24 protein-coding genes and 3 pseudogenes are annotated in these 24364 nt (G+C 69.8%); 16 read left to right on the top strand and 11 right to left on the bottom strand.

Annotated features, from left to right (window positions below; genetic code table 11):
* The first annotated feature begins 3 nt into the window (after positions 1–3).
* Positions 4–339, top strand: coding sequence for a DUF732 domain-containing protein (locus BN4348_RS05340; protein WP_066906991.1), 336 nt, complete (start codon positions 4–6; stop codon positions 337–339).
* Positions 340–355: 16 nt separating this feature from the next.
* On the opposite strand, the gene BN4348_RS05335 is transcribed toward BN4348_RS05340, so the two are convergent.
* The 3 genes from BN4348_RS05335 to BN4348_RS05175 are packed head-to-tail and all read right to left on the bottom strand — an operon-like array spanning position 356 to position 3525.
* Positions 356–1045, bottom strand: coding sequence for a demethylmenaquinone methyltransferase (locus tag BN4348_RS05335; protein WP_066906987.1), 690 nt, complete (start codon positions 1043–1045; stop codon positions 356–358).
* Positions 1046–1073: 28 nt separating this feature from the next.
* On the bottom strand, positions 1074–2378 hold the full coding sequence (locus BN4348_RS05180) for a DUF1214 domain-containing protein (protein WP_066906984.1): 1305 nt from the start codon (positions 2376–2378) through the stop codon (positions 1074–1076).
* Positions 2368–3525, bottom strand: coding sequence for a sulfotransferase family protein (locus tag BN4348_RS05175; protein ID WP_066906983.1), 1158 nt, complete (start codon positions 3523–3525; stop codon positions 2368–2370). The genes BN4348_RS05180 and BN4348_RS05175 overlap by 11 nt, the downstream gene beginning before the upstream one ends.
* Positions 3526–3610: 85 nt before the next feature.
* Between BN4348_RS05175 and BN4348_RS05015 the strand changes: the two genes are divergently transcribed.
* Positions 3611–4081 carry a MarR family winged helix-turn-helix transcriptional regulator gene (locus BN4348_RS05015; protein WP_066906982.1) on the top strand — a complete coding sequence of 157 codons (471 nt, stop codon included), beginning with the start codon at positions 3611–3613 and terminating at the stop codon, positions 4079–4081.
* 9 nt (positions 4082–4090) lie between these two features.
* Here the strand turns inward: BN4348_RS05015 and BN4348_RS04930 are convergent, their stop codons facing one another.
* From BN4348_RS04930 to BN4348_RS03465, 6 genes and pseudogenes are all read right to left on the bottom strand, one after another.
* Complete coding sequence (locus BN4348_RS04930) at positions 4091–5245, bottom strand: glycosyltransferase family 4 protein (RefSeq protein WP_066906980.1); 1155 nt, start codon at positions 5243–5245, stop codon at positions 4091–4093.
* Positions 5246–5283: 38 nt separating this feature from the next.
* On the bottom strand, positions 5284–5817 hold the full coding sequence (locus tag BN4348_RS04925; RefSeq protein ID WP_066906977.1) for a DUF3592 domain-containing protein: 534 nt from the start codon (positions 5815–5817) through the stop codon (positions 5284–5286).
* A 13-nt stretch (positions 5818–5830) separates the two neighbouring features.
* Positions 5831–7468, bottom strand: a complete 1638-nt coding sequence (gene menD, locus BN4348_RS04795; protein WP_066907035.1) for a 2-succinyl-5-enolpyruvyl-6-hydroxy-3-cyclohexene-1-carboxylic-acid synthase — start codon at positions 7466–7468, stop codon at positions 5831–5833.
* Positions 7469–7562: 94 nt separating this feature from the next.
* Positions 7563–8353, bottom strand: a pseudogene (locus tag BN4348_RS62300) (alpha/beta fold hydrolase).
* A complete protein-coding gene (locus tag BN4348_RS03760) occupies positions 8350–9321 on the bottom strand; it encodes an o-succinylbenzoate synthase (RefSeq protein ID WP_066906974.1) in 972 nt (323 codons plus the stop codon). Before BN4348_RS03760 ends, BN4348_RS62300 begins: the two are co-directional and overlap by 4 nt.
* Positions 9318–10922, bottom strand: coding sequence for an amidohydrolase (locus BN4348_RS03465; RefSeq protein ID WP_066906971.1), 1605 nt, complete (start codon positions 10920–10922; stop codon positions 9318–9320). Before BN4348_RS03465 ends, BN4348_RS03760 begins: the two co-directional genes overlap by 4 nt.
* A 66-nt stretch (positions 10923–10988) precedes the next feature.
* On the opposite strand from BN4348_RS03465, the gene fadD8 reads away from it, so the two are divergent.
* Positions 10989–12590, top strand: a complete 1602-nt coding sequence (gene fadD8, locus BN4348_RS03440; protein ID WP_066906968.1) for a fatty-acid--CoA ligase FadD8 — start codon at positions 10989–10991, stop codon at positions 12588–12590.
* Between the two features lie 55 nt (positions 12591–12645).
* On the opposite strand, the gene BN4348_RS03350 is transcribed toward fadD8, so the two are convergent.
* Positions 12646–13200, bottom strand: coding sequence for a TetR/AcrR family transcriptional regulator (locus BN4348_RS03350; RefSeq protein ID WP_066906965.1), 555 nt, complete (start codon positions 13198–13200; stop codon positions 12646–12648).
* An 83-nt stretch (positions 13201–13283) separates the two neighbouring features.
* Between BN4348_RS03350 and BN4348_RS03315 the strand changes: the two genes are divergently transcribed.
* From BN4348_RS03315 to BN4348_RS02125, 12 genes and pseudogenes are all read left to right on the top strand, one after another.
* Positions 13284–14171: an aldo/keto reductase gene (locus BN4348_RS03315; RefSeq protein ID WP_066906962.1), complete on the top strand. Its 888-nt coding sequence runs from the start codon at positions 13284–13286 to the stop codon at positions 14169–14171.
* 10 nt (positions 14172–14181) lie between these two features.
* On the top strand, positions 14182–14637 hold the full coding sequence (locus tag BN4348_RS03050) for a nitroreductase family deazaflavin-dependent oxidoreductase (protein WP_066906959.1): 456 nt from the start codon (positions 14182–14184) through the stop codon (positions 14635–14637).
* A gap of 26 nt (positions 14638–14663) precedes the next feature.
* Complete coding sequence (locus tag BN4348_RS03045) at positions 14664–15341, top strand: hypothetical protein (RefSeq protein WP_235852601.1); 678 nt, start codon at positions 14664–14666, stop codon at positions 15339–15341.
* Positions 15338–16240 (top strand): 1,4-dihydroxy-2-naphthoyl-CoA synthase, encoded by a 903-nt coding sequence (locus BN4348_RS03005; protein WP_066906956.1) that lies wholly within the window; start codon positions 15338–15340, stop codon positions 16238–16240. The genes BN4348_RS03045 and BN4348_RS03005 overlap by 4 nt, the downstream gene beginning before the upstream one ends.
* Before the next feature lie 32 nt (positions 16241–16272).
* Positions 16273–17169 carry an SDR family oxidoreductase gene (locus tag BN4348_RS02990; protein WP_066906953.1) on the top strand — a complete coding sequence of 299 codons (897 nt, stop codon included), beginning with the start codon at positions 16273–16275 and terminating at the stop codon, positions 17167–17169.
* A gap of 36 nt (positions 17170–17205) precedes the next feature.
* Positions 17206–17622, top strand: coding sequence for a VOC family protein (locus BN4348_RS02985; RefSeq protein WP_066906951.1), 417 nt, complete (start codon positions 17206–17208; stop codon positions 17620–17622).
* An 86-nt stretch (positions 17623–17708) separates the two neighbouring features.
* Positions 17709–18956 carry an inorganic phosphate transporter gene (locus BN4348_RS02895; RefSeq protein ID WP_066906949.1) on the top strand — a complete coding sequence of 416 codons (1248 nt, stop codon included), beginning with the start codon at positions 17709–17711 and terminating at the stop codon, positions 18954–18956.
* Entirely contained in the window at positions 18953–19258 is a 306-nt protein-coding gene (locus BN4348_RS02520; protein WP_066906946.1) for a hypothetical protein, read from the top strand. The genes BN4348_RS02895 and BN4348_RS02520 overlap by 4 nt, the downstream gene beginning before the upstream one ends.
* Before the next feature lie 50 nt (positions 19259–19308).
* Positions 19309–19455 (top strand): annotated as a pseudogene (locus BN4348_RS60270) (DUF3349 domain-containing protein); the annotation flags it as partial.
* A 10-nt stretch (positions 19456–19465) separates the two neighbouring features.
* Positions 19466–19858 (top strand): annotated as a pseudogene (locus BN4348_RS02410) (AMP-binding enzyme); the annotation flags it as partial.
* An 11-nt stretch (positions 19859–19869) separates the two neighbouring features.
* Positions 19870–21222: a hypothetical protein gene (locus BN4348_RS02215; protein ID WP_066906943.1), complete on the top strand. Its 1353-nt coding sequence runs from the start codon at positions 19870–19872 to the stop codon at positions 21220–21222.
* Between the two features lie 195 nt (positions 21223–21417).
* A complete protein-coding gene (locus BN4348_RS02125; RefSeq protein ID WP_066907030.1) occupies positions 21418–22524 on the top strand; it encodes a methyltransferase in 1107 nt (368 codons plus the stop codon).
* A gap of 6 nt (positions 22525–22530) precedes the next feature.
* On the opposite strand, the gene BN4348_RS02065 is transcribed toward BN4348_RS02125, so the two are convergent.
* Complete coding sequence (locus BN4348_RS02065) at positions 22531–23193, bottom strand: TetR/AcrR family transcriptional regulator (protein ID WP_066906940.1); 663 nt, start codon at positions 23191–23193, stop codon at positions 22531–22533.
* An 81-nt stretch (positions 23194–23274) separates the two neighbouring features.
* Between BN4348_RS02065 and BN4348_RS01840 the strand changes: the two genes are divergently transcribed.
* Positions 23275–24348 carry a hypothetical protein gene (locus BN4348_RS01840; protein WP_066906937.1) on the top strand — a complete coding sequence of 358 codons (1074 nt, stop codon included), beginning with the start codon at positions 23275–23277 and terminating at the stop codon, positions 24346–24348.
* The last annotated feature ends 16 nt before the right edge of the window (positions 24349–24364 follow it).

Below are 24364 nucleotides of genomic sequence, written 5' to 3'. Positions count from 1 at the left end.
CTAATGAAGGCTTTGAGGCTGGGTTCTCTGGTCGCCATGGCGGGCGCCGCTGTCGCACTGGCGGCGCCCGCGCAGGCCGACGATTACGACTACGTGTTCAAACAGACCGTCAACCACTTCGGCGTGTACGGCCCGCAGGACCAGCTCGCGTGGCTGGGCAAGATCAGCTGTGACCGGATCGGCAGGGGCGTGGACGGCGACCCCTACAAGTCGGCGAACTTCATCCAGCACAACCTGGCGCTGGGCACCACCCAGGGCCAGGCGTTCCAGTTCCTGGGCGCCGCGATCGACCACTACTGCCCCGACCAGGTCGGTTTCATCCAACGCGCTGGCCACTAGGCCTAATTGGGCCTGACTAGGCCGGCTTGTATCCCGCGTGCAGCGCCACGATGCCGCCGGTCAGGTTGCGCCAGCGGACCGCCGACCACCCGGCCGCTGAAATCCGGTGCGCCAGCGTGGGCTGGTCGGGCCAGGCCCTGATCGACTCGGCCAGGTAGACGTAGGCGTCCGGGTTGGAGGACACCGCCCGCGCCACCCGCGGCAGCGCGCGCATCAGGTACTCCTTGTAGACGGTCGCGAACAGCCCATTGGTGGGCGTGGAGAATTCGCACACCACCAGCCGGCCGCCCGGCCGGGTGACGCGGAACATCTCCCGCAGGGCCGCCCGCTGATCGGCGACGTTGCGCAACCCGAAGCTGATCGTGACCGCGTCGAACACGGCGTCGTCGAAGGGCAGCTTGGTGGCGTCCCCGGCGACCTTCGGCACGTCGCGACCGGCGCCCGCCGCCAGCATCCCGACCGAAAAATCGGCGGCCACACACCACGCCCCGGACTTGCGCAACTCCACGGTCGACACCGCGGTGCCCGCCGCCAGGTCCAGCACCTTCTGACCCGGCCCGATGCGCAACGCCGAGCGGGTGGCTTGCCGCCAATACCGGTCCTGCCCCAGCGAGAGCACGGTGTTGGTCACGTCATACCGGCGGGCGACGCCGTCGAACATCGACGCGACGTCCCGGGGGTTCTTGTCCAACGCCGCGCGACTCACGACGTCGACGCTACCGGGCCGGGACGGGTCAGTATTGCCGGTAACGCCGTTGGACGTGTTCTTGGCGCACCCGGATCTGCTCTCGGCGTTCCTCGGCGGACACGACACGGGTGGCCGCGGGGAGGTGCGCGCGCACGCCGGCGAGCGGCACCTTGGTGACCGACACCTTCGGCAATTCGGGCGGGGGCGTGGAGTAGGTCCAGCGCAGGGCCAGGAAACCACCCGGGTGGCCGGCGGTGTCGAGCCAGTTCGGCACCCCCGGGTCGCTGCCGGCGACGACGTAGCGGATGGCCCCGTCGGGATCCGATTCGGACTGAAATCCGTTGAGGCTGCTGGTGTGGTTGGCGTAGTCGAGCGACTCGCCCCACAGGTTGGACAGGTGAAAACCCAGGTAGGCGGGCGGCACCGGCACGACGACCTCGACCAGCAGCGCTTCGTCGTCGGCGAGGTCGTAGACGCCGCCCGAGTACACGTTGGTGCTCTGCCCGCCGCCCATCGCGAGGTTGGCCAGCGCCGGCTCATTCAGGTCGTTGCGCGGCATCAGGGTAACCCCGTCGCCGTTCTTGTCGCCGTGCGCCTCCAGCACCAGGTCATAGAACTGATTCCAGAACGTCATCTGGTTTTCGACGATGGTCCCGACGCGACGGACGCTGCGCGCCACGGCCTCGGGGTCGAGCCGCGCGGGCTGGGCGCCCTCCTTGCCGATCCGCGCGATGTGCAGGTCGGGCGATGCCTCGTGCTCCCAGTCGTGAAAAAGCATGCGGGCGATCAGGTATCGCGCCGAGGCGGTCCCGTCGGCCGTCGAGGTGGCGATGAAATTTCCCGAGTGATCGGCGGGCCGCCGCGGCGCCAGCAGGATCTCGAACCGGCCGTCGTCGTCCACGAGCAGCTCCGAGGCGTCCAATGTCCCGGTGATGGCGCGCCCGGCGGGAGCGAGTTCGGCGAGGCTGCCGGTGTCGCCGGCGTAGACGCTGTGGGCCTCAAAGATGATGTACTGCGGCGCTTTCCGGACGAGCCGGCCGTGTATCCGGTAGCGCTGGGTGCCGTCGATGGAGGCCGAGAGGTACAGCGCGTCGGCGTTGTCGATGGTGGCCTTGTCCACGGGTTGGATGGCGCGCCGGAAGTAGGGGAAATCGGGATCTTCGCACAGGCCGCGCTCGATGGCGCTGAACACGAAGCCCAGCAGGTAGCGGTAGCCATCCGCCAGGCTTTGTTCGGTGACCGGCGGGGCGTGCAGATCGGTGGAGTCGACGGCGTCGCGGGCCCGGGTCAGGGCGTCGATCATGTCGGACCAGGCGCCCCGCAGGGCGAGTTGGCTTGGCTCAGTGGACATGTGCGCCCTCTCCTTCGATATCCCACCGGTATTGCTCGAACAGCCCGGCCAGGCGCGTGTGGATCTCCCGCGGATCGAGCCCGAACTCCTCGAGGCTGTAGCGGTGGGCCGATTCGTGCCCGCCTCCGGCTCCGGCCGCCTCGAACGCCTCGGCGGCCACTGGCCCCAGGTCGAGCTCCAGCTCGCGATAGATCCGGCGCATCGTGGCCTCGGGGTGCGCCACCAGTTCGCGGTAGTCGACGACCGCCGATCGAACCTCGGGGTGGGCGGCCAGTACGTCGAGCGGGCGCAGGTAAGCGTCGAACGACTGATCGGCGAGGACGCGCAGTGATTTCGCGATCAGGTGCTCGTCGCGACCGCGCAGGTCCCACTCGTTCTTCAACAGCTTGAGCAGGCTCGGGATCGTCTCATCGGGATTGCGAAGGGGCACAATGAATCTCGCGTCGGGGAATGTCTCGATCAGCGCTTCGACGCGACCGCAGAAGGTGGGATTCTTGCTCAGGTGCGTCCCGCCGCCGTTCAGCGCGATCTGGCGCCGCACGCATTCGGAGTAGAAGCCCATCACCCGCCGGCGTTTGCGGTCCGGCCACTGGTCGACGTGGTAGAAGTCCAGCTCGCCCATGAAGGGAAACATGACGATCCAGAAGCCGGAGCACAGCGACCAGGTCAGAAAGAAGTCGTCTTCCTCCGGAACGAAGAAGCCGGTCTTGTGCATGTCGTCGGTCGGCGCGAACCGCTGCTCCTCGGCCGCATCGAGGCGGCGGCGCAGACGCCCGCCGAAAACCGCGGCGTCGAGCCGAAACAACAGGCGCAACAGGCGTTTTTGCAGCAGCGACGGGAAGAACAGCTCATACATCAGCGCGTAGCTGAACTGCGGATCGGCGGCCATCAGCCGGTGCAGATACGTCGTGCCGCTGCGCGCGTGACCGACGCAGAAGATCGGCGCCGTCACCCGGGTGCGCCGCAGCGATCCGAACAGGAGCGGGTCGAGCGCGAAGCACGCCGCATGGATGGCCGCGACGGCGGGCACCCCGGCCAGGAACGCGAAATAGCGGATCCACGGCTTCGACGCCGGTGGGTCGCGACGCAACAGCCGCAGCATCGTCCGATAGTTCGCCCAGTCGAAGTAGAAGGACGCTGCGTGCATGACCTCTCCCTCGGTCCAGGCCAGAGGGGGCCAAACTATCCATTTTTATTTGACTATGTCAAGGGTATCCGGATACCGTGCGCGTGTGACGGCGGCGCGCAAGCTGGATTCGGTGGACTCGATCAGCGCCACCCTGGCGCGGGTGGTGCGGCTGAGCGCAAGCCGTGCGGCGTTCGCGCGACAAGCGTCGGCCGCCAATACCGAGCTGTCGCAGCCGTCCTACCTTCTGCTGCGCGTCCTGATCGAACAAGGGCCGCTGTCGATGGGGCAGCTGGCGCGGATGGCCCACATGGACGTCGGTATGGCCACCCGGCGGGTGCGCGCCCTTGCCGACGCCGGACTCGTCGCGCGGCGTAGCGACCCCCACGACGGAAGGGTCTCGGTCGTCGACGCCACGGCGCAGGGCCGGCGCGCCGCCGGCGTGCTACACGAGGTCCGGCGTGATCACCTGGCGCGCGCGCTTTCCGGCTGGTCGAGCGATGAGCTCCGGCAATTCGATCGGCTCTTGACCAAGTTTCTCAGCGACACGACCAAGACACCGATCGACCACACCTGACGCGCCCGCTCACTGCCCCTGCGCGTAGCGCTTGGCGAACATTCGCCGCCGCGAAAAGGGCGACAGCACAGCCTCGTAGTGACCGAGCAGCTCGTCGCAGATGACCGGCCAGCTGCGGCCGAGCACGCTGCGCCGGGCGGCGGGAGCGTAGCGGTGCCGCTCCGCGAGCAGGTGCGCCACGGCTTGCGGCAGCCGCGCCTCGAACTCGTTGACGTCCAACAGCAGTCCGGTGCGGTACGGGGCCACCAGGTCGCGTGGGCCGCCGGCGTCGGGGGCGATCACCGGCAACCCCGATGCCAGCGCTTCCTGCACGACTTGGCAAAACGTCTCGTGCTCACCGGGATGCACGAAGACGTCCATGCTGGCATACGCTGCGGCGAGCTCCTCGCCGTACAGCGCCCCGGTGAAAACCGCTGTGGGCATCGCCGATTGCAGTTTGCGTTGATCGACGCCGTCGCCGACGATGACGAGCCGCACGGAATCGTCGGCCGTCAGTGCGCTCAGCCGTTCGACGTGCTTCTCCGGCGCGAGCCGGCCCACGAACCCGACGATCGGCTTGCCGGCCGGCGACCACCGCCGCCTGAGCTCTTCGCTGCGGGCCGACGGCGCGAACCGCAGCACGTCGACCCCGCGCGCCCACCGGTGTACCCGCGGGAACCGGTAGGAGACAAGCGACTCCATCGTCACGCTGGACGGCGCCAGGGTGCGGTCGGCCAGGCCGTGCAGGTGACGAAACCACGCCCACGCCGCGCGCGTGGTCATCGGAATTCCGTAGCTCGCCGCGAAGCCCGGGACGTCGGTTTGATACACCGCAACCGTCGGCACCCCGAGCCAGCGCGCCGCTTTCACGCCCCCGTAGCCGAGCAACGCCGGCGAGGCCAGGTGCACCACGTCGGGGTCGAATCCCCGCAGCACGCCCACCATTCGGGGCATCGGGAGCCCCAGCGGCAGCGTGGTGACCTTGGGGAACATCCGCGACGGCACCCGATGCACCCGGATGCCGTCGTGAACGCGATCCGCCCGGGGCCCGCCCGGCGGGTTGTCGGGGGCGATGACGAGGGCTTCGTGCCCGGTGCGACGCAGATGCTCGAGGACGCGCAGCACGGAGTTGCTGACACCGTTGACATTGGGGAGGAAGGATTCGGCGACGATGGCTACGCGCACAACACCACCCTGTCAGCGTCGGCTGTCGGAAAGGTTGCCTACGGGCATACGTCGTGCGAAATCTGCTGGTCGGGCGCCTTGGCGCGGGGGTCCATCCACCTGTCCAGCAGCGCCAGGCCCGCCAGCGCCACCGCCGCGGCCAGCCAGGCCACCACCGCGATGGATCCCGCCGGAATGATGGCCAGCCCCGCGTTGCGGTGCTGCACCCGAACCAGGTTCGGGTCGTTCTTGTTGTATTCGACGTAGATCCGCATCCCCGTCGCCAATTCGGACGGATACAGCACGCCCAGTTCGGGGCGGTAGGTGACGCGCTCGGGCGTGACGAATTCGATCGTGGAGCGCCGCGGCCCGGCGCTGAGCACCTCGGCCTGCGCCACGCCCATGTGGTGTCGGATCGCAAGATCGTCGCGCCAGGCGCCCGCCACCAGCAGCACCGACTGCAGCGTGACCAGCCCCGCCAGGATCAACACCGCAATGCGCAACCAGCGCAACACAATCCTGGCCCGGGTCGATGGCGGCTCATCGCTGCGGCCGTGAAGCAGGATGTGCAGCAACACCTTCGGCGACGTCACGGTGCCGGAAGTTTCATAAAGCGGCCTTGATGGCGGCGTGCAGCTGGCGCAGCGAGGAGCGGTCCGCTTTGACCTCCAGCACGCGCAGGCCGGGCGCCGGTTCGTCGAGCGCCGCGCCCAGCTCGTCGACCTCGATCTGCCGGCTCTCCACGTGATAGGCGCGGCACAGGGCGCCGACGTCGACGTCGTGCGGGGTGCCGAAGATCCGCGAGGACACATCGGAGAACCTCGGATCGCCCTGCTCGAGCAGCTCGAAGATGCCGCCGCCGTTGTCGTTGGACACGACGATCGTCAGCCGCTGCGGCGTCGGTTCGGTGGGGCCGATCAGCAGCCCGGAGCTGTCGTGCACGAACGTCAGGTCGCCGATCAGCGCGACGGTGCGGCCCTGATGCGCCAGAGCCGCGCCGATCGCGGTGGACACCGTGCCGTCGATGCCGGCGACCCCGCGGTTGGAGCGGACCGTGATCTGTCCGCGATGCCTCGCGGACCCCAGACCGACCAGCGCCGCGTCGCGGACGGGGTTGGACGCGCCGAGCACCAGCTGGTCACCCGGTCGCAGCGCGTCGGCCACGGCCGCGGCCACGTGCAGCCCGGTGGTCAGCTGGTGCAGCGCCAGCTGGCCGCGCACCGCGGTGATCGCGTGCCGGTTCATCTCCGCGCAGCGGTGCAGCCAGGCGGGGTGGGGCGCCCCGGTGGTGACCGCCCGCGTGCCGGTGGCCTGCGAGTTGCCCGAGACGTCGGGCCACCGGGGCCCGGTGGTCAGCGCGTACACCGGCACTTTCGGGTCGGCCAGCAGCGCCGACACCGGGCGGTGCAGAGTCGGGCGGCCGAGCATGATCACCTGCTTGGGGCGCAGCAGCGGCAGCGCAAGGGGGTGCAGCGGGTTAGCCGGGGCGGGCGCCGTCGGCTCCGCGACGGTGGGCAGCTGCTCCAGGTTGTGGTGGGTGCCCGCGCCGTGCCCGGCGATCACGACCGTGTCGGGCGTCAGGTCGATGTCCAGCGGCTGGTCGAACGTGACCGGCGGCGTGTATGTCCACGGCTTGCCGCCGGGTCGGCCCGGCGGCGTCGCGGCGCCGTGCGGCGCGGGATCGGGTACCAACGGTTCGCGCAGCGGGATGTCGAACTGCACGGGGCCGGCGTTGGCGGTGCGCGATCCCGTCGCGGCCGCCAGGACGCGGCAGGTGGCCGATCGCCAGGTGGCGTTGAGCGAATCCAGCCGCTCGGGCGCGTCCTCGGCCAGGCCCAGGCTGATGGTGGCGCGGACCTGGGTGCCGAAGTAGCCCAGCTGCTCCATGGTCTGATTGGCCCCGGTGCCCAGCAGTTCGTAGGGCCGGTTGGCCGACAGCACGATCAGCGGTACCCGCGCGTAGTTGGCCTCGACCACCGCCGGGCCGAGGTTGGCCACGGCGGTCCCCGAGGTCATCGCGATACACACCGGCGCGCCGGCGCCGATCGCCAGCCCGATGGCCAGGTAGCCGGCGGTGCGCTCGTCGATGCGGACGTGCAGCCGGATCCGGCCGGACCGGTCGGCGTCCTGCAGCGCGAAGGCCAGCGGCGCGTTGCGTGACCCTGGGCACAAGACCACGTCACGGACGCCGCCGCGGATCAGCTCGTCGACGACGACGCGGGCCTGGGTCGTCGAGGGGTTCACCACTACAGCGTGTCACAACCCGCTCATTGGCCGCCGAACGTGGAGTTGCTGCGCCAAATCGCCTGATTCCGCGCAACAAGTCGACGCTGGGGCTTCAGGTGCCGGCGAAGAACTGCAGCGCCGCGGCGTTGACGGCGTCGGGCCGCTCCAGGAACCCGAGATGACCGGCGTCGGGTATCTGCAGGTACCGGCCGTTGGGCATCGCGTCGGCGACCTCCCGGCCCAGGTAGGGCGGCGTCACGATGTCCTCGGAGAAGCCGAGCACCAGCACCGGCGCGGCGATGCTGCGGTAGGCGGGCAACCGGTTGGTCTGCGGAGAGACATACATCTGGGTGCGCAGGCCCGGGGTCTGCTTGATCGGCCAGGTGGTGAACATCGCGATCCAGTCGGCCACGGCCGCTTCATCGTTGATCGTCTTGCGTGAAAAGCTTTNACTCTTGCCAGCAGCCGGTCTCTCGCGTCGCTCCCGGGCGGCAGCTGGACCCCGGAGGCGTGCAGCTCGACCTGGGCCGCGTGGAAGAACGGGCGGGCGCGGTCCAGGCGGCCGCGGGTGGCCATCAGCACCGCCGATCTGACCAGCTCGGGCCGCGACACCATGAGTTCCTGCGCGATGAACGCGCCCATGGAGACCCCGACGATCCGCGCCGGGGCGGCGCCGAGCGACTCGATCAGCGCGGCGGTGTCGGCGACCATCGTTTGCGTCGTGAATCCCTCGGCGCTTTCCGTATCGCCCACCCCGCGGTTGTCGAACGTGATGCAGCGGTACCCGGCGGCCAGGAAGGCCGGAACCTGATGGGGGTGCCAGGTACGCCCGGCGCCGCCGCGGCCGGCGATGAAAACGACGGGCTCACCGGACCCGCGATCGTCGTATGCCAGGTTGATCACCCGGAAGACGGTACAAGGAGCGGATGGCAGGCCTTGAGCCGGTCGATCCACCACTGCCGCCGCTCGGGTGGCGCGGCCAGCGCCCGCAGCCGCGCCGGGTCGGGCGTCACCGGCCCGACCGATAGGAAGCCGTCGCGCGGCGCGGCGACGTCCACCACGTCGTCCGAGAACAGGCCGCCGGTGCCCAGCCCGCAGGCATGGCGCAGGTGCGGCAGGGCCGCCGCGGCGGTCAGACCATGGCTGATGCCGACCGCCGAGTCCAGCGCGCTGGAGACCACCACGGGGATGTCGATCTGGGCGGCGATGGCGAGCAGGGCGCAAACCCCGCCCAGCGGGGCGACTTTCAGCACGGCGATGTCGGCGGCGTGCGCGCGGACCACCGCGAGCGGGTCGTCGGCCTTGCGGATGCTTTCGTCGGCCGCGATCGGCACGTCGATCCGTGCGCGCAACGCGGCGAGTTCGTCGACGCTCGCGCAGGGCTGCTCGAGGTACTCCAGCGGGCCGTCGGCGGTCAGGGCGGCCGCGGCCCGCGCCGCCTGCTCGACGGTCCAGCCGCCGTTGGCGTCCACCCGCACGGTCGGCACAAGCGCGCGCACGGCGTTGACCCGCGCCACGTCGTCGGCCAGCGTCTGGCCCGGCTCGGCGACCTTCACCTTGGCCGTGCCGGCCCCTGGGAACCGGGACAGCACCTCGCTCACCCGGGCGGCGGGCACGGCCGGCACGGTCGCGTTGATCGGGACGCGCTGGCGCAGGACGGGCGGCGGCGGTCGGTAGGCACCCTCGACGGCGGAGGCGAGCCAGTGCGCGGCCTCGGGCGGCGCGTATTCCAGGAAGGCCCCGAACTCGCCCCAGCCCGCGGGGCCCTCGATCAGCGCGACCTCGCGGGTGGTGATGCCGCGGAAGCGCACCCGCATCGGCAGCGCCACCACGTGCAGGCGGTCCAGCAGATCGGAAAGGGGCGGCCTCACTGGCCGTGAACCTGGCGGCCCGCCAGAAACGTCGCGCGCACCTCGAGGTCGGCGATCCGCTCCGGCGGGACGGTCCGGGGATCGGCCGACAGCACCACCAGGTCCGCGTACTTGCCGACCTGCAGCGAGCCGATCACGTCGTCGGAGAACAGCTGCCAGGCGGCGTCGATGGTCTGCGCGCGGATCGCCTGATCTACGGTCAACCGCTCCTCGGGCGCCAGCACCCGGCCGCTGGGCGCCGTGCGGGTCACGGCCACGCTGATGTTGCGCAGCGGTTCCTCGGGCGTCACCGGCGGATCGTTGTGCAAGGAGATCCGCATGCCGGTCGCGACCGCGGAACCCGCCGGCATCCAACGGGATCCGCGCTCGGGTCCGAACAGGCCGTCGACGATGACGTCGCCCCAGTAGTGGATCTGATCGACGAAGATGCTGCAGGTGACGCCGAGGTCGGCGGCTCGTTGGAGTTGCTCGGGCCGGATGGCGCCGACGTGCTCGAGCCGCAGCCGGTGGTCGGGGCGCGGATGGCGCCCGATCGCCTCTTCGTAGACGTCGAGGATCGTGTCGACGCCGGCGTCGCCCTGCACGTGGCAGGCCATCTGCCAGCCCAATGGGTAGTAGGCGCCGACGATTTCTCTCAGCTGTTCCGCGGTGTAGTTGGCGCACCCGCAGGAGCCGGGCGGGATGCCGATGGTCCGGGTGGCCTCGGTGTCCAGGTAGGGAAACGACAACGCGATGTTGCCGATCCACGGCGACCCGTCCACCCAGATCTTGATGCCGACCTGGCGCAGCATGTCGTCGCCCTGGCCGGGTGTGGCGGCGGTGGCCATCTGCGGGTTGGAGACCTCGTAGGTGCGCAGCCGGACCGTCAGGTCGCCGCGCAACTGCTCGACCAGCGGCCCGAAGGCCGGGTCGAAGGCCATCTCCGAGCAGGTGGTGAGCCCGGCCCGGTTGAGCCGGGCGCATTCGGCGCGCAGCATCGCCGGGTAGTCACCGGGCTCGATGGCCCCGGCGAGCAGCGGGAACACCGCGCCGATCTCCTCGGCGGTGCCGTCGAGGTCCCCGTGCGCGTCGCGGCCGTAGCTGGCGCCCTTGGGGTCGGGGGTGTCGCGGGTCAGCCCGTTGAGCTGTGCGGCGCGGGAGTTGAAGAAGGCCTTGTGCCCCGAGTTGTGGATGATCACCAGCGGGCCGTCCGGCGCGATGTCGTCGAGCCAGGCCAGCGTCGGATCGGGCAGACCAGTCTGCAGCAGCGCATCCCAGCCGTTCAGGTAGGCGCCCGCCGATCCCCGCTTTGTGACCTCGCGGCGGATCGCCGCGACGACGTCGTCGGGGCCGGGCACCGTGACCGGGCGGATGTCGACGATCCGGTCCGACAGCGCCATGGCCTCCATCAGCGGATGCCCATGGGCCTCAACGAATCCCGGCATCACGCAGCCGTCACCCACGTCGATGGTCCGGGTGCCGGCGCCGATGAGGTCGGCGACGTCCGAGCGGGTGCCGACGGCGACGATCCGGCCGTGGGCCACGGCGAGCGCCTCGGCCGTGGGGCGCGCCTCGTCGACGGTCAGCAGTGTTCCGGTGACGACGAGGTCAGCATCGGCCATGAGGACGAATCGTAGTGGTGCGAGGGTCGGGCAGACCCGAATTGCAACACGTTCTAGTCTGACCCCATGACGGACGAGCTGCTGCGCAACCCGACCCATAACGGCCACATGTTGGTGGGCGCGCTCAAGCGCCATAAGAACAAGCCGGTGCTCTTCCTCGGCGACACCACGCTGACCGGCGGTCAGATGGCCGACAAGATCAGCCAGTACATCCAGGCGTTCGAGGCGCTGGGCGCGGGCACGGGCGTCGCCGTCGGGCTGCTGTCGCTCAACCGGCCCGAGGTGCTGATGATCATCGGCGCCGGCCAGACGCAGGGCTACCGGCGCACCGCGCTGCACCCGCTCGGCTCGCTGGACGACCACGCCTACGTGCTGTCCGACGCCGGCATCAGCTCGCTGATCATCGACCCCAACCCGATGTTCGTGGAGCGGGCGCTGGGGCTGCTGGAGAAGGTGCCCTCGCTCGAGCAGATCCTCACCATCGGCCCGGTGCCCGAGGCGCTCAGGGGCGTGGCCGTGGACCTGTCGGCCGAGGCCGCGAAGTACGACCCGCAGCCGCTGGCCGCCAAGGAGCTGCCGCCCGATCAGGTCATCGGCCTGACCTACACCGGCGGCACCACCGGCAAGCCCAAGGGCGTGATGGGCACCGCGCAGTCCATCTCGACCATGACGATGATCCAGCTCGCCGAATGGGACTGGCCGGAGGAGCCGCGGTTTTTGATGATCACGCCGCTGTCGCATGCCGGGGCGGCGTATTTCCTGCCCACCCTGGTCAAGGGCGGCCAGATGTACGTGCTGCCCAAGTTCGACCCCGCCGAGGTCCTGAAAACCATTGAGGAGAAGCGGATTACGGCCACGTTCCTGGTGCCGTCGATGCTGTACGCGCTGATGGACCACCCGGATTCGCACACCCGCGACCTGTCGTCGCTGGAGACCGTGTATTACGGCGCCTCGGCGATCAACCCGGTGCGGCTGGCCGAGGCGATCAGCCGGTTCGGCAAGATCTTCGCCCAGAACTACGGGCAGTCCGAGGCGCCGATGGCCATCACCTACCTGGCCAAGAAGGACCACGACGAGAAGCGCCTCACCTCGTGCGGGCGCCCGACGCTGTACGCCCGCGTGGCCCTGCTGGGCGAGGACGGCCAGCCGGTGCCCCAAGGCGAGCCGGGCGAGATCTGCGTCAGCGGGCCGCTGCTGGCCGGGGGCTACTGGAACCTGCCCGACGAGACGGCCAAGACGTTCAAGGACGGCTGGCTGCACACCGGCGACATGGCCCGCGAGGACGACGACGGCTTCTACTACATCGTCGACCGCGTCAAGGACATGATCGTCACCGGCGGCTTCAACGTCTTCCCCCGGGAGGTCGAGGACGTCGTGGCCGAGCACGCGGCCGTCGCGCAGGTGTGCGTGGTAGGGGCGCCGGACGAGAAGTGGGGCGAGGCCGTCACCGCGGTGGTGGTGCTGCGCGCCGACGCCCCGCGCGACGACGCCGCGATCGAGGCCATGACCGCCGAGATCCAGGCCGCGGTCAAGGAGCGCAAGGGGTCGGTGCAGTCGCCCAAGCGGGTGGTGGTCGTCGACTCGCTGCCGCTGACCGGCCTGGGCAAGCCGGACAAGAAGTCGGTGCGGGCGCAGTTCTGGGAGGGCGCCGACCGCGCGGTCGGCTAGTCGTGCCCCGAGCGTGACGTTGCGGTCACGTTCGTGGCCCAGCGTGACTGTGCTGTCACGTTCGGGCCGCGATGCCGGCCACCAACAGGTCCAGCATGCGGCCCGTCTGCTCCGGCGAACCGCTGGCCAGGAAGATGCCGATCAGGCTCGACACCACGTCGTCGGCCTGCACATCGGGGCGCAGGCTGCCGTCGGCGGCGCCGGCCCGCAGCAGCATGTCGACGGCGCCGACGATGCTGTCGCGCGTCTGGCTGGGCTGCATCGCACCGGAGTCGAAGATCGCGTGTAACGACTCGGCCATCTCGCGCTTGGCGGCCACGAAGCTTGCGTACCGGTCCATCCAGCGGCGCAGCGCGGCCCGGGGAGGATGCCGGTTGAGCAGCTGTTCGGCCGCCGCGGCCACTTCGGCGAGCTCGGCGCGGTAGATCGCCTCGACGAGGGCCTCCCGGTTCGGGAAGTGGCGGTACAGCGTGCCGATCCCGACGCCGGCGTCACGCGCGATCGACTCCAGCGACACCGGTCGGCCCCGCGCGCCGGCGAACGCCGCGGTGGCCACCTCGAGCAGCTTCTCGCGGTTGCGGCGCGCGTCGGACCGGCTCGGCTCGGCCAAAGCGGAGGTTCCTCCGTTTCTGCTAGGCTCGCTACAAGCGGAGGGTCCTCCGCATTCCTGCCAGTGTGTCAGACGGGAGCACCATGACAACCTTTCCCACCGTCGCGCGCGTCGGCTATGGCGCGATGCAGCTGTTCGAGGCCACATCGCAGGACGCGACCAGCGTGCTGCGGCGCGCGGTCGAGCTCGGCGTCAACCACATCGACACCGCGTCGTTCTACGGTCCCGGCGAGGTGAACCGCCGAATCCGGGCCGCGCTGGCCCCCTACGCGGACGACCTCGTCATCGTGAGCAAGGTCGGTGCGCGCTACACCGGCGAAGAACCCATCCCGCTGGCCGCCGCACAGAGGCCCGCGGAGCTGCGCGCCGCGGTCGAAGACGACCTGCGCCAGCTCGGCCTGGAGTGCGTGCCGGTGGTCAACCTGCGACGCATGGACCTCGGTCCGGGCGTCGCCGCCGAGGGTGACCAGATCGTGGACGTCGACGACCAGCTCGCCGAGATGATCGCGCTGCGCGACGAGGGCAAGATCGGCGCGATCGGCATCAGCGCCGTGCCGGTTGACGTGGTGCGGCGGGCGTTGCCCGCGGGGATCGTCTGCGTGCAGAACGCCTACAGCGTGCTGGACCGCTCACAAGAAGCCGCCCTGGACCTGTGCAGGTCCGAGGGCATCGCTTGGGTGCCCTACTTCCCGCTGGGTTCGTCGTTCCCGGCCTTTCCGAAGGTCGCCGACCAGCCGGTGGTGGCCGAGATCGCCGGCGCGCTCGGCGTCACGGGCGCCCAGGTCGGCCTGGCCTGGCTGCTGGCGCACGCGCCGAACACGTTGCTGATCCCGGGCACGCGATCCGTCGGGCACCTCGAGGAAAACCTCGGCGCGGCGGACGTCACCCTCGATGCCGAAGCGCTGGACAGGCTGGACTCCCTCGGTGCAACCGACCCCCAGCCCCATGGTGCGGAGCCGTTTCAGAGGTAACGTCGCTGCCATGGGCAGTGACAAACCGGTCCGGCCGCCGTGGTGGCTGAAGCCGGCCAACAAGGTGTTCATCCAGATGTCGCGGCTCGGAATGAGTTTCGGCGGCGAGAGCCCTGTCGTGCTGACGGTCAAGGGGCGCAAGTCCGGACGCGACCGGTCGACGCCCGTGACCCCGATGACCGTCGACGGGAAACAGTTCGTCGTCGCCGGGTTCCCCGGCGCCGATTGGGTGGCCAACGCGCGCGCCGCCGAGCAGGCGACGGTCGCCCGCGGCCGCCACGTCCAGAGGGTGCGGATGGTGGAGCTGTCGCCCGACGACGCGCGGCCGATTCTGCGGGCCTTCCCGACCGAGGTGCCCACCGGTGTCGGCTTCATGAAGCGAGCGGGACTGATCACCGACGGCCGGCCCGAGGAGTTCGAGGCCCTGGCGGGCCGCTGCGCGGTGTTCCGACTGGACCCGGCGTAGTGGCGGTGCGGCGCGTCGTGCTTGCGGTGACGCTGCTCGCGGCCGCCGGCCTGGGCGTGCCCGCGCCGCGGTCGTTGGCCACGACGGGATGCGCGCCCGGCGGCACGCCTGCCCCGGCCGGCGCGGCCGAGCGGCAGATCAACGATCTGGACTGGGACGGCCAGCCGGACACGTTGTGGGTCGGGCAGTTTCGCGACGGCTCGGGCCGCACCGATCGGGTCGTCGGCATCACGACGGCCAGCGGCGCCAACTCCGACGCGCCGGTGCTGTCGGCCAGCCCAATCCCCTTGACCGCCTTGGCAATCGATGCCCAGCAGGACGGTCAGCACCAGGTCATCGTCAGCGACGGCCGCGGCGCGCACCTGTACGTGTTCGCCGACTGCCGGTTACAGACCGTCTCCGACAACCAGGGCGCCCCGTTCCTGTTCGACCTGCAGGACCTACGTGGCAACGGCACCGGAATCGGATGCGGAAACCTCGGGCCGCCCATGCCCGGCCGTCACCTCGTCGGGTTGCGGGCCTCGAACGAAGACGGCCAGTGGACGGTGCGCCGCACCGAGATCGACCTCAACGGCACACTGGCTACCATCGGACAATCCGACACCCTGACGGCCACCTCGGCGCAGGACCCCGCCGTGATTTCCGCGCAGACCATCAGCTGCGGCGACCTCACCATCGGCAAGGACGGAGTTCGACAGCCTTGAGTGCCAACCCCTTTGATGCGCAAGCCTGGCGGCCCGTCGACGGGTTCGCCGACCTGACCGACATCACCTACCACCGCCACGTCGACGACCCCACCGTGCGGGTGGCGTTCAATCGCCCCGAGGTGCGCAACGCGTTTCGGCCCCACACCGTCGACGAGCTGTACCGGGCGCTGGATCACGCCCGGATGTCACCCGACATGGGCGTGGTGCTGCTGACCGGAAACGGCCCGTCGCCCAAGGACGGCGGCTGGGCGTTTTGCTCCGGTGGCGATCAGCGCATCCGCGGCCGGTCCGGCTATCAATACGCCAGCGGCGAAACCGCGGACACCGTCGATGCCGCGCGCGCCGGGCGGCTGCACATCCTCGAGGTGCAGCGGCTGATCCGGTTCATGCCCAAGGTGGTGATCTGTTTGGTCAACGGCTGGGCCGCCGGCGGCGGCCACAGCCTGCACGTGGTGTGCGATCTCACCCTGGCCAGCCGGGAGCACGCGCGCTTCAAACAGACCGACGCCGACGTCGGCAGCTTCGACGGCGGTTACGGCAGCGCGTATCTGGCCCGGCAGGTGGGCCAGAAGTTCGCCCGCGAGATCTTCTTCCTGGGCCGGGAGTACACCGCCGAGCAGATGCACCGCATGGGCGCGGTCAACGAGGTCGTGGAGCACGCGGACCTGGAGCGGGTCGGCGTGCAGTGGGCGGCCCAGATCAACGCGAAATCCCCTCAGGCGCAACGCATGCTGAAGTTTGCGTTCAATCTGCTGGACGACGGGCTGGTGGGCCAGCAGCTGTTCGCCGGGGAAGCCACCCGGCTGGCGTACATGACCGACGAGGCGGTGGAGGGCCGCGACGCCTTCCTGGAGAAGAGGCCGCCGGACTGGACGCCGTTCCCACGCTACTTCTGAGTGGCCTTCGGGCGCCCGCCTAGACTCCCCCCGTGAGCAAGAGTCCGCTTAGCAGGTTCCGAGACCAGCTGGTGCTGGCGACCATGCGACCGCCCGCGGCGCCGCAAATCCTGGTCAACCGGCCGGCGATGAAACCGGTCGGCCTCGACGGCAAGCGGATCCTGCTGACCGGGGCGTCATCGGGCATCGGCGAGGCCGGGGCCGAACAGCTGGCCCGCGAAGGCGCAACGGTGGTCCTCGTCGCCCGCCGCCAGGACCTGCTCGACGACCTGGCGGACCGGATCGCCAAGGCCGGCGGGGCCGCCATCGCGATCCCTTGCGACGTCTCCGACATGGACGCCGTCGACGCGCTGGTGGCCGACGTCGAGAAGCGCCTCGGCGGCATCGACATCCTGATCAACAACGCCGGCCGGTCCATCCGCCGGCCGCTGGCCGAGTCGCTGGAACGCTGGCACGACGTCGAGCGGACCATGGTGCTCAACTACTACGCGCCGCTGCGGCTGATCCGCGGGCTGGCTCCCGGGATGCTCGAGCGCGGCGACGGCCACATCATCAACGTCTCGACGTGGGGCGTGCTGTCGGAGGCATCGCCGCTGTTCTCCGTCTACAACGCGTCGAAGGCCGCGCTGTCGACGGTGAGCCGGGTCGTGGAAACCGAGTGGGGCCGTAGGGGCGTGCACTCCACGACGCTGTACTACCCGCTGGTGGCCACGCCGATGATCGCGCCGACCAAGGCCTACGACGGGATGCCCGCGCTGACGTCGCAGGAGGCCGCCGAGTGGATGGTCACCGCCGCGCGCACCCGGCCGGTGCGGATCGCGCCGCGGATGGCGATCGCGGCCAAGGCGCTGGATACGTTCGGCCCGCGCTGGGTTAATACCCTCATGCAGCGGCAGAGCATCCAGCCCAACCGTGAAGCCGGTAGTTGAGCCGAAACCCGCCGACGACGTGATAGACACGAGGCTATGGAGATCCTGGCCAGCCGGATGCTGCTCCGGCCGGCGGACTATCAGCGGTCGCTGAGCTTCTACCGCGACGAGATCGGGCTGGCGATAGCCCGCGAATACGGCGCGGGCACCGTGTTTTTCGCGGGGCAGTCTTTGCTGGAGCTGGCCGGTTACGGCTCCCCGGACCATTCCCGGGGGCCCTTCCCGGGTGCACTGTGGCTCCAGGTCCGCGACGTCGCCGCGACCCAGGCCGAGCTGCGGGGCCGGGGGGTAGCGATCGCCCGCGAGGCGCGCCGCGAACCGTGGGGCCTGCACGAGATGCACGTCACCGATCCGGACGGCGTCACGCTGATTTTCGTCGAGGTTCCGGGGGATCATCCGCTGCGCCGCGACACCCGCGGTGATAGAGGGAACGCCGGGTTAACTAACAGCTAACATCTGACGGCAAGTCGAGGTACACCTGCGTTTCGGGTATCCGTCCGTTCGACAATTTAAGCCCCCTACTACGAGAATCAGGCGCTGTGAACATCGATTTGTTCCTCCTCGTCATTGTCGTAATCACGGCACTCGCTTTCGATTTCACCAACGGCTTCCACGACACCGGCAACGCGATGGCGACGTCCATCGCCAGCGGCGCGCTGGCGCCCAAAGCGGCCGTCGCGCTGTCGGCGGTACTGAACCTGGTGGGCGCGTTCATGTCGACGGCCGTCGCGGCCACCATCGCCAAGGGGCTCATCGACGGGCACATCGTGACGCTGGAACTGGTGTTTGCCGGCCTGGTGGGCGGCATCGTCTGGAACCTGCTGACCTGGCTCCTCGGCATCCCCTCGAGTTCCTCGCACGCGCTGATCGGCGGCATCGTCGGCGCCACGCTCGCCGCGGTGGGCGCGCACGGGGTGATCTGGAAGGGCCTGGTGTCCAAGGTCCTCATCCCGGCCGTCGTCGCCGCGATCCTGGCCATCCTGGTCGGGGCGATCGCCACCTGGCTGGTCTACCGGATCACCCGCGGCATCCCGACCAAGCGCACCGAATCCGGGTTCCGGTACGGCCAGTGGGGCTCGGCGTCGCTGGTCTCCCTGGCGCACGGCACCGGCGACGCGCAGAAGACGATGGGCATCATCTTCCTGGCGCTGATGTCCTACGGCGCGGTCAGCAAGACCGAAGCGGCGCCGCCGCTGTGGGTGATCGTGTGCTGCGCCCTGGCCATGGCGGCGGGCACCTACCTGGGCGGCTGGCGCATCATCCGCACCCTGGGCAAGGGCCTGGTCGAGATCAAGTCGCCCCAGGGCATGGCCGCCGAATCGTCTTCGGCCGCAGTCATCCTGCTGTCGACGCACTTCGGCTACGCGCTGTCGACCACTCAGGTCTGCACCGGTTCGGTGCTGGGCAGCGGGCTGGGCAAGCCGGGTGGCGAGGTGCGCTGGGGCGTGGCCGGCCGGATGGTGACCGCGTGGCTGATCACGCTCCCATCGGCCGGGTTGGTCGGGGCGATCACCTACTGGATCGTGCACCTCATCGGCGGGTACCCCGGCGCCATCATCGGCTTCGGTCTGCTGGTCGCCGTCTCCGCCCTCATCTACATCCGGTCGCGGCGGGTCAAGGTCGACCACAAGAACGTCAACGCCGAATGGGAAGGCAGCCTCACCGCCGGCCTCGACGGCGCCGACGAACACAAGCCGCCGTCGGATACGGGACCAAAGGTGGGCGCCGGGGCCTCGCCCCGGTCCGGCTCGGACGACGACACGGTGATCGCGGGGAACCCCTCATGAGCCACTTCAGCGACTGGTTCAACTACCAGGCCTCCCTGAAGATCCTGCTCTTCAGCATGCTGGCCGGCGCCGCGCTGCCGGGGGTGTTCGCCCTCGGCCTGCGGTTGCACGCCATCGGCGGCGGACAGGTCAGCATTGACGGCGCCCCGGCGCACAAGAATCCGTTGCTGCTGGGGATCGCCTGGGTGATCTACGCGGTGGTGGTCGCGGTGATCGCCTTCGCCCTGCTGTACATCTCCCGCGACTTCGTCGCGCACCAGATCGGGCAGCCTTTCCTCGGGGCCAAGCCACCGCACAAGTAGCATCGAATCGTCCACCCAGCCGAGGCCCCACCGGGGGGAGGGATAGCGAAGTGAACGGATTCCTGAGCTCGATCGTCTCGTGGCTGCGCGCGGGATACCCCGACGGCGTCCCGCCGACCGATACCTTCCCGGTGCTGGCACTGCTGAGCCGCCGATTGGGCCACGACGAGGTCGTCGCGGTGGCGCACGAACTCATGGAACGCGGNGGGCTGGTTCCGCACCGACGACCTGGGCGCCCTCGACGGGGCCGGGGCGCTGGCCGTGCTGGGCCGCGCCGACGACGCGATCAGCACGGGCGGGCTGACCGTGCTCCCACAGCCGGTCGAGGCCGCGCTGTGCACCCACCCCGCGGTCGGCGACTGCGCGGTGTTCGGCCTCCCCGACGACCGGCTGGGGCAGCGGGTGGTCGCCGCGATCGTCGTGCGAGACGGCAGCGACACGCCGACGCTGCAGGCCCTGCGGACCCACCTGGCGCGCACGCTGAACCCCACCGCCGCGCCGCGCGAGCTGCACGTCGTCGAGGCGCTGCCGCGCCGCGGCATCGGCAAGGTGGACCGCGCCGCGCTGGTCCGCCGGTTCGCCGGCGCGGGCGCTCAATAGGCTGGTCGGTCGTGAGGGTGGCGCGACGCGAGTCCGCAGCCGTCGCGGCCGGGGTGGTCCTGGTGGCGGCGGCGTTCGTGCTGCCGCGCCTGCACTGGGGCGTGCGGCCGCGGCTGGACGTGGGCCAGGAGCGGTTCGGCACCCACGCCGGGGCCTCGCCGATCTTCGGGGCGTGGGAGATCCACGCCAGCTGGGGTACCGGCCCGGCGATTCTGATCGCCGTGGCCGCGGTGGCGTGGGGTCCCGTTGTGGCGCAACGCCTTTCGTGGCGGGCGCTGACGATGGGCACCTGGGCCACCGCCTGCGTGTGGGCGTTTGCGCTGGCGATGATCGACGGGTGGCAGCGCGGCTTCGCCGGGCGATTGACCACCCGCGACGAGTACCTGTCGCAGGTGCCGACGATCACCGACATCCCCGCCGCCGTCCGCACCTTCTCGAGCCGCATCGTCGACTACCAACCGAACTCGTGGACCACGCACGTCTCGGGGCATCCGCCGGGCGCGCTCCTGACGTTCGTGTGGCTGGACCGGATCGGGCTGCACGGCGGCGCCTGGGCCGGGCTGCTGTGCCTGCTGGTGGGTTCCAGCGCGGCGGCGGCCGTGGTGATCGCCGTACGCGCGCTCGCCGACGAACGCACCGCGCGCCTGGCGGCGCCGTTCGTCGCGGTCGCGCCGACGGCGATCTGGGTCGCCGTCTCGGCCGACGGATACTTCGCCGGGGTCGCGGCCTGGGGTCTGGCCCTGTTGGCCGTGGCGGTGCACCGCCGTGTCCGGTTCCCCGCGCTGGTCGCGGCGGGGGCCGGCCTGCTGCTGGGCTGGAGCGTTTTCCTCAGTTACGGCCTGGTGCTGCTGGGCCTGCCGGCATTGGCGGTGCTGGTTTCGGCGTCCGACTGGCGCGCGGTGCTGCGCGCGCTGGGCCCCGCGGCGCTGACCTCGCTGGCGGTGGCGGTGGCGTTCGCCGTCGCGGGGTTCTACTGGTTCGACGGCTATACCCTTGTGCAGCAACGCTATTGGCAGGGGATCGCCAAGGACCGCCCGTTTCAGTACTGGAGCTGGGCCAACCTGGCGTGCGTGGTATGCGCGATCGGGCTGGGTAGCGTCGCCGGGATCAGCCGGCTGTTCGACCCGGCCGCCATCCGGCGCCGTTCCGGCTTGCACCTGATGCTGCTGGCGATGCTGGCCGCCATCGTCTTCGCCGACCTGAGCATGCTGAGCAAGGCCGAGGTCGAACGGATCTGGCTGCCGTTCACCATCTGGCTCACCGCGGCGCCGGCCCTGCTGCCGGTCCGGTCGCACCGGTTGTGGCTGGCGGTCAACGCCATTGGCGCCCTGCTGGTGAACACCGTCATGGTCACCAACTGGTAGCGCCCCCGTCTCGTCGAGCCGGTAATTCCGCAGGCCCCTACTCGCACTTTGTCTGCAGATTTACCGGGTCGACGAAATGCCTAAAGCCCGGTCCGGGCGGGCCTGGTTGCACCCTCATCGCCCAGAATTTCAATTCCTATTGAAATATTACGGCTTTGCGGGCATAGTTTCTGTGCGGTGTCCATCGCGCGCGACATGAACGATAGGGGCAGTCACTTGACGTCGAAGGTTCCGGCGGCCGGGGCCGCGCCCCGCCTGCAAGGCGCCAACCACCACCCCTCGCAGCCGCAGCAACCCACCACGCCGCCCGCGGCGGTGATGCTGGAATTGATCATGGGCGCCTGGGTCGCTCAATCGATCACGGCCGCAGCGGATCTCGGCCTGGCGGATGCCCTCGCGGACGGCGCGCTGTCCGGCGAACAGCTGGCAGACCGGGTGGGCACAGACGCCGACGCGCTGCGACGACTCATGCGCGCGTTGATCGGCATCGGGATCTTCCGCAGGGGCAGCGACGGGCGTTACGCACTCACCCCGCTCGCGGAAACGCTGCGCACCGATGCGCCCGTCTCCATGGCCGGGATGGCGCGGTGGGTCGGGTCGCCTCAGCATCGCGAGCACTGGAGCCACCTGACCGAGGCGATCCGGAACGGGAATCCGGTGGTCCCAGAGCTTCGCGGCCAGCCGGTTTTCGAATACCTGGCCGACGAACCGGAGTTGGGTGCAATCTTCAACTCCGCCATGACCAATCTGTCCGCGTTCGCGACCGTGCCCCTGACCGCGGCCTATGACTTCAGTGCGTTCGGAACGATCGTCGATGTCGGTGGGGGGCACGGTCGTCTGTTGGCGGCGATCCTGCAGACGGCTCCGGATTCGCGCGGAGTGCTGTTCGATCTCCCGGAGGTCGTGGCGTCCGCCCCGGAGTTGTTTCGCAAGTACGGCGTCGACGACCGCGTCCGGATCGAAGAGGGCTCGTTCTTCGATTACGCGCCGGAGGGCGGCGACGCGTATCTGCTCAAGAACGTCATCCACGATTGGCCGGAGGAAGACGCGCTCCGCATTCTGAAGAACGTCCGCGCCGCGGCCCGCACCGGCGCGCGACTGTTGCTCTGCGAGTTCGTCATTCCCGACCACGACCGCGACTTCCACGGCAAGTGGGTGGACATCGAGATGCTGGTCGTCGCCGGCGCGCGCGAACGCACCGCGAACGAGTACGGCCGGCTGTGCGACCAATCCGGTTTCCGGTTGAACCGCGTCCTCGACACCGTGTCGCCGCTCAGCATCGTCGAGGCGATCGCGGTGTAGCCGAGGCTACCTCGGTGGCCGCGCGGCAGGCACCTGCCTTGCCCTGGCGGGGTTGTGCGACCGCGGGTCCAGCCCCAGCTCGTCGGCGGGCATGGTCAGGAACCGGTGCACTGCGGGGCCCACCAACCGGACGACCTCATCGACTTCGAGCGACGACAGCGGCGGCACACGCATGATGTAGCGCAGCATTGCGGTGCCGACGAGGTTGGTCGCGGCCAGCATCGCGCGCAGTCGCGCTTCGTCGCCACCGCCCATAGCGCTGGACACCGCGGTGAGTAGATAGTCATGCAGGAAACCGCGAAACGCGTCGTTGGCATCGCTGTTCGACGTGGCTGACTGCACCATCGAGGCCATGCTCGCGGCCGTATCGGGCTGCTCCCAGATGCTGAGGTAGGCCCGCACGACGCGGCAACCCAGATCGTCGTCTTTCTCGGCGATCGCCGTCGTCAGCAGGTCGGACGGCAGCACCAACTTCATCGACTCGCGAAACAACGCCGCCTTCGAGCCGTAGAGGTAGAGGACCATCGCGGGATCCACTCGCGCATCGTCGGCAATCGCTCGCAGCGTTGTCTTGTCGTAGCCGCGCTTGGCGAACTGCCGCTTGGCAGCGCGAAGGACCACGTCGCGCGATACCGGTTCGCCCTGGCGCCTGCCGCGCCGCTTGTTCATTCCCCCAGGTGACGACACCTGCGAACCATATCATTTCAACAACTATTGAAAAGGTTAGGTGGCGGTTGTAGACTCCGCAGCATGAATTCACCAGTGATTGAAAACGTCGCTGGGAACCACCGTCACGCGGAGCCGCCGGCAACGATCGACGTGCTGGCCCGCGCGACTGGGGCCGTCATCGTCATGACTGTCGCGCTGGCGGTCATCGCGATCGCGTTCGCGTTGCCGGCGGCCCGCAGCAAGCCTCACGAGGTGCCGATCGGCGCGGTCGGTCCGCAGGCGCGTCAGATCGCCGACGTGCTCGAGCAGAACGCACCCGGCGCATTTCGGGTTACCAGCTACCCGGACGCGACGGCGCTGCGCGCGGCGATCCGGAACCGCGATCAATACGGCGGCATCGCGTTCGGGGCCGGCGGTCCTGTGGTGTTGACCGCCACGGGCGCCAGTCCTGTTGTGGCGCAACTGATCACGCAAATGGGCAACGAGCTCGGCCGTCGCGCGGGCGTCTCGGTCCGCGCTGAAGACCTAGCGCCACCGACGGTCAACGATCCGCGTGGCGCCGGGATGGCCGCATCCACGTTGCCGATCACCCTGGCCGGATTGCTGCCGGCGATCGCCCTGATGCTGCTGTTTCCGCGCGGACCGTGGACGAGAGTCGGTGCAATGGCAGTGTTTTCGCTCGCGGCCGCGGCAACGCTCGCGATCGTGATGCGCGATGTCCTGGGTTCGATCGACCAGAACATGTGGGGCGTGGCCGCAGGATTGCTGCTCGGGATGCTTGGCGCGGGCCTGGCGGTTCTGGGCCTGGGCTCGTTGTTCGGGCGAGCGGGGCTGGCCGTCGGGTCATCGATAGCGCTGTTGCTGGGCAACCCGCTGTCCGGGCTGACCAGTGCGCCCGAGATGCTGCCGAGCGGCTGGGGCACCTTCGGTCAGTATCTGCCCCAGGGCGCTACGGCCACGCTGCTGCGCTCGAACGCGTTCTTCGACGGCGCCGGCGCGGGCCGGGCGATCAGCGCGCTCACCTGCTGGGCGGTCGCCGGAGTCGCGGTTGTCGGCGTGGCCGCACTCAGGGCGCGCGCCCGACGGCCAGGCAGCGATGCGGCCGTCGCCGATCATCCGGCGACCGGCGAGGCGGGCGCGCTTCCGCCGTCCTGACAAGAGTGTTGGCAAG

The sequence above is a fragment of the Mycobacterium interjectum genome, assembly GCF_900078675.2.
Classification (GTDB): Bacteria; Actinomycetota; Actinomycetes; order Mycobacteriales; family Mycobacteriaceae; genus Mycobacterium; species Mycobacterium interjectum.
The sequence above is the reverse complement of the archived record's forward strand: the minus strand, read 5'-3'. Positions and strand labels throughout refer to the sequence as shown.

Excerpts from the sequence above, each read along its gene's own strand:
- fadD8 (WP_066906968.1), top strand. The coding sequence starts at position 10,989 with ATGACGGACGAGCTGCTGCGCAACCCGACCCATAACGGCCACATGTTG.
- BN4348_RS03315 (WP_066906962.1), top strand. The coding sequence starts at position 13,284 with ATGACAACCTTTCCCACCGTCGCGCGCGTCGGCTATGGCGCGATGCAG.
- BN4348_RS02520 (WP_066906946.1), top strand. The coding sequence starts at position 18,953 with ATGAGCCACTTCAGCGACTGGTTCAACTACCAGGCCTCCCTGAAGATC.
- BN4348_RS03050 (WP_066906959.1), top strand. The coding sequence starts at position 14,182 with ATGGGCAGTGACAAACCGGTCCGGCCGCCGTGGTGGCTGAAGCCGGCC.
- BN4348_RS02065 (WP_066906940.1), bottom strand. The coding sequence starts at position 23,193 with ATGAACAAGCGGCGCGGCAGGCGCCAGGGCGAACCGGTATCGCGCGAC.
- BN4348_RS02125 (WP_066907030.1), top strand. The coding sequence starts at position 21,418 with ATGAACGATAGGGGCAGTCACTTGACGTCGAAGGTTCCGGCGGCCGGG.
- BN4348_RS02985 (WP_066906951.1), top strand. The coding sequence starts at position 17,206 with ATGGAGATCCTGGCCAGCCGGATGCTGCTCCGGCCGGCGGACTATCAG.
- BN4348_RS05175 (WP_066906983.1), bottom strand. The coding sequence starts at position 3,525 with ATGCACGCAGCGTCCTTCTACTTCGACTGGGCGAACTATCGGACGATG.
- BN4348_RS01840 (WP_066906937.1), top strand. The coding sequence starts at position 23,275 with ATGAATTCACCAGTGATTGAAAACGTCGCTGGGAACCACCGTCACGCG.
- BN4348_RS03465 (WP_066906971.1), bottom strand. The coding sequence starts at position 10,922 with ATGGCCGATGCTGACCTCGTCGTCACCGGAACACTGCTGACCGTCGAC.
- BN4348_RS05340 (WP_066906991.1), top strand. The coding sequence starts at position 4 with ATGAAGGCTTTGAGGCTGGGTTCTCTGGTCGCCATGGCGGGCGCCGCT.
- BN4348_RS05180 (WP_066906984.1), bottom strand. The coding sequence starts at position 2,378 with ATGTCCACTGAGCCAAGCCAACTCGCCCTGCGGGGCGCCTGGTCCGAC.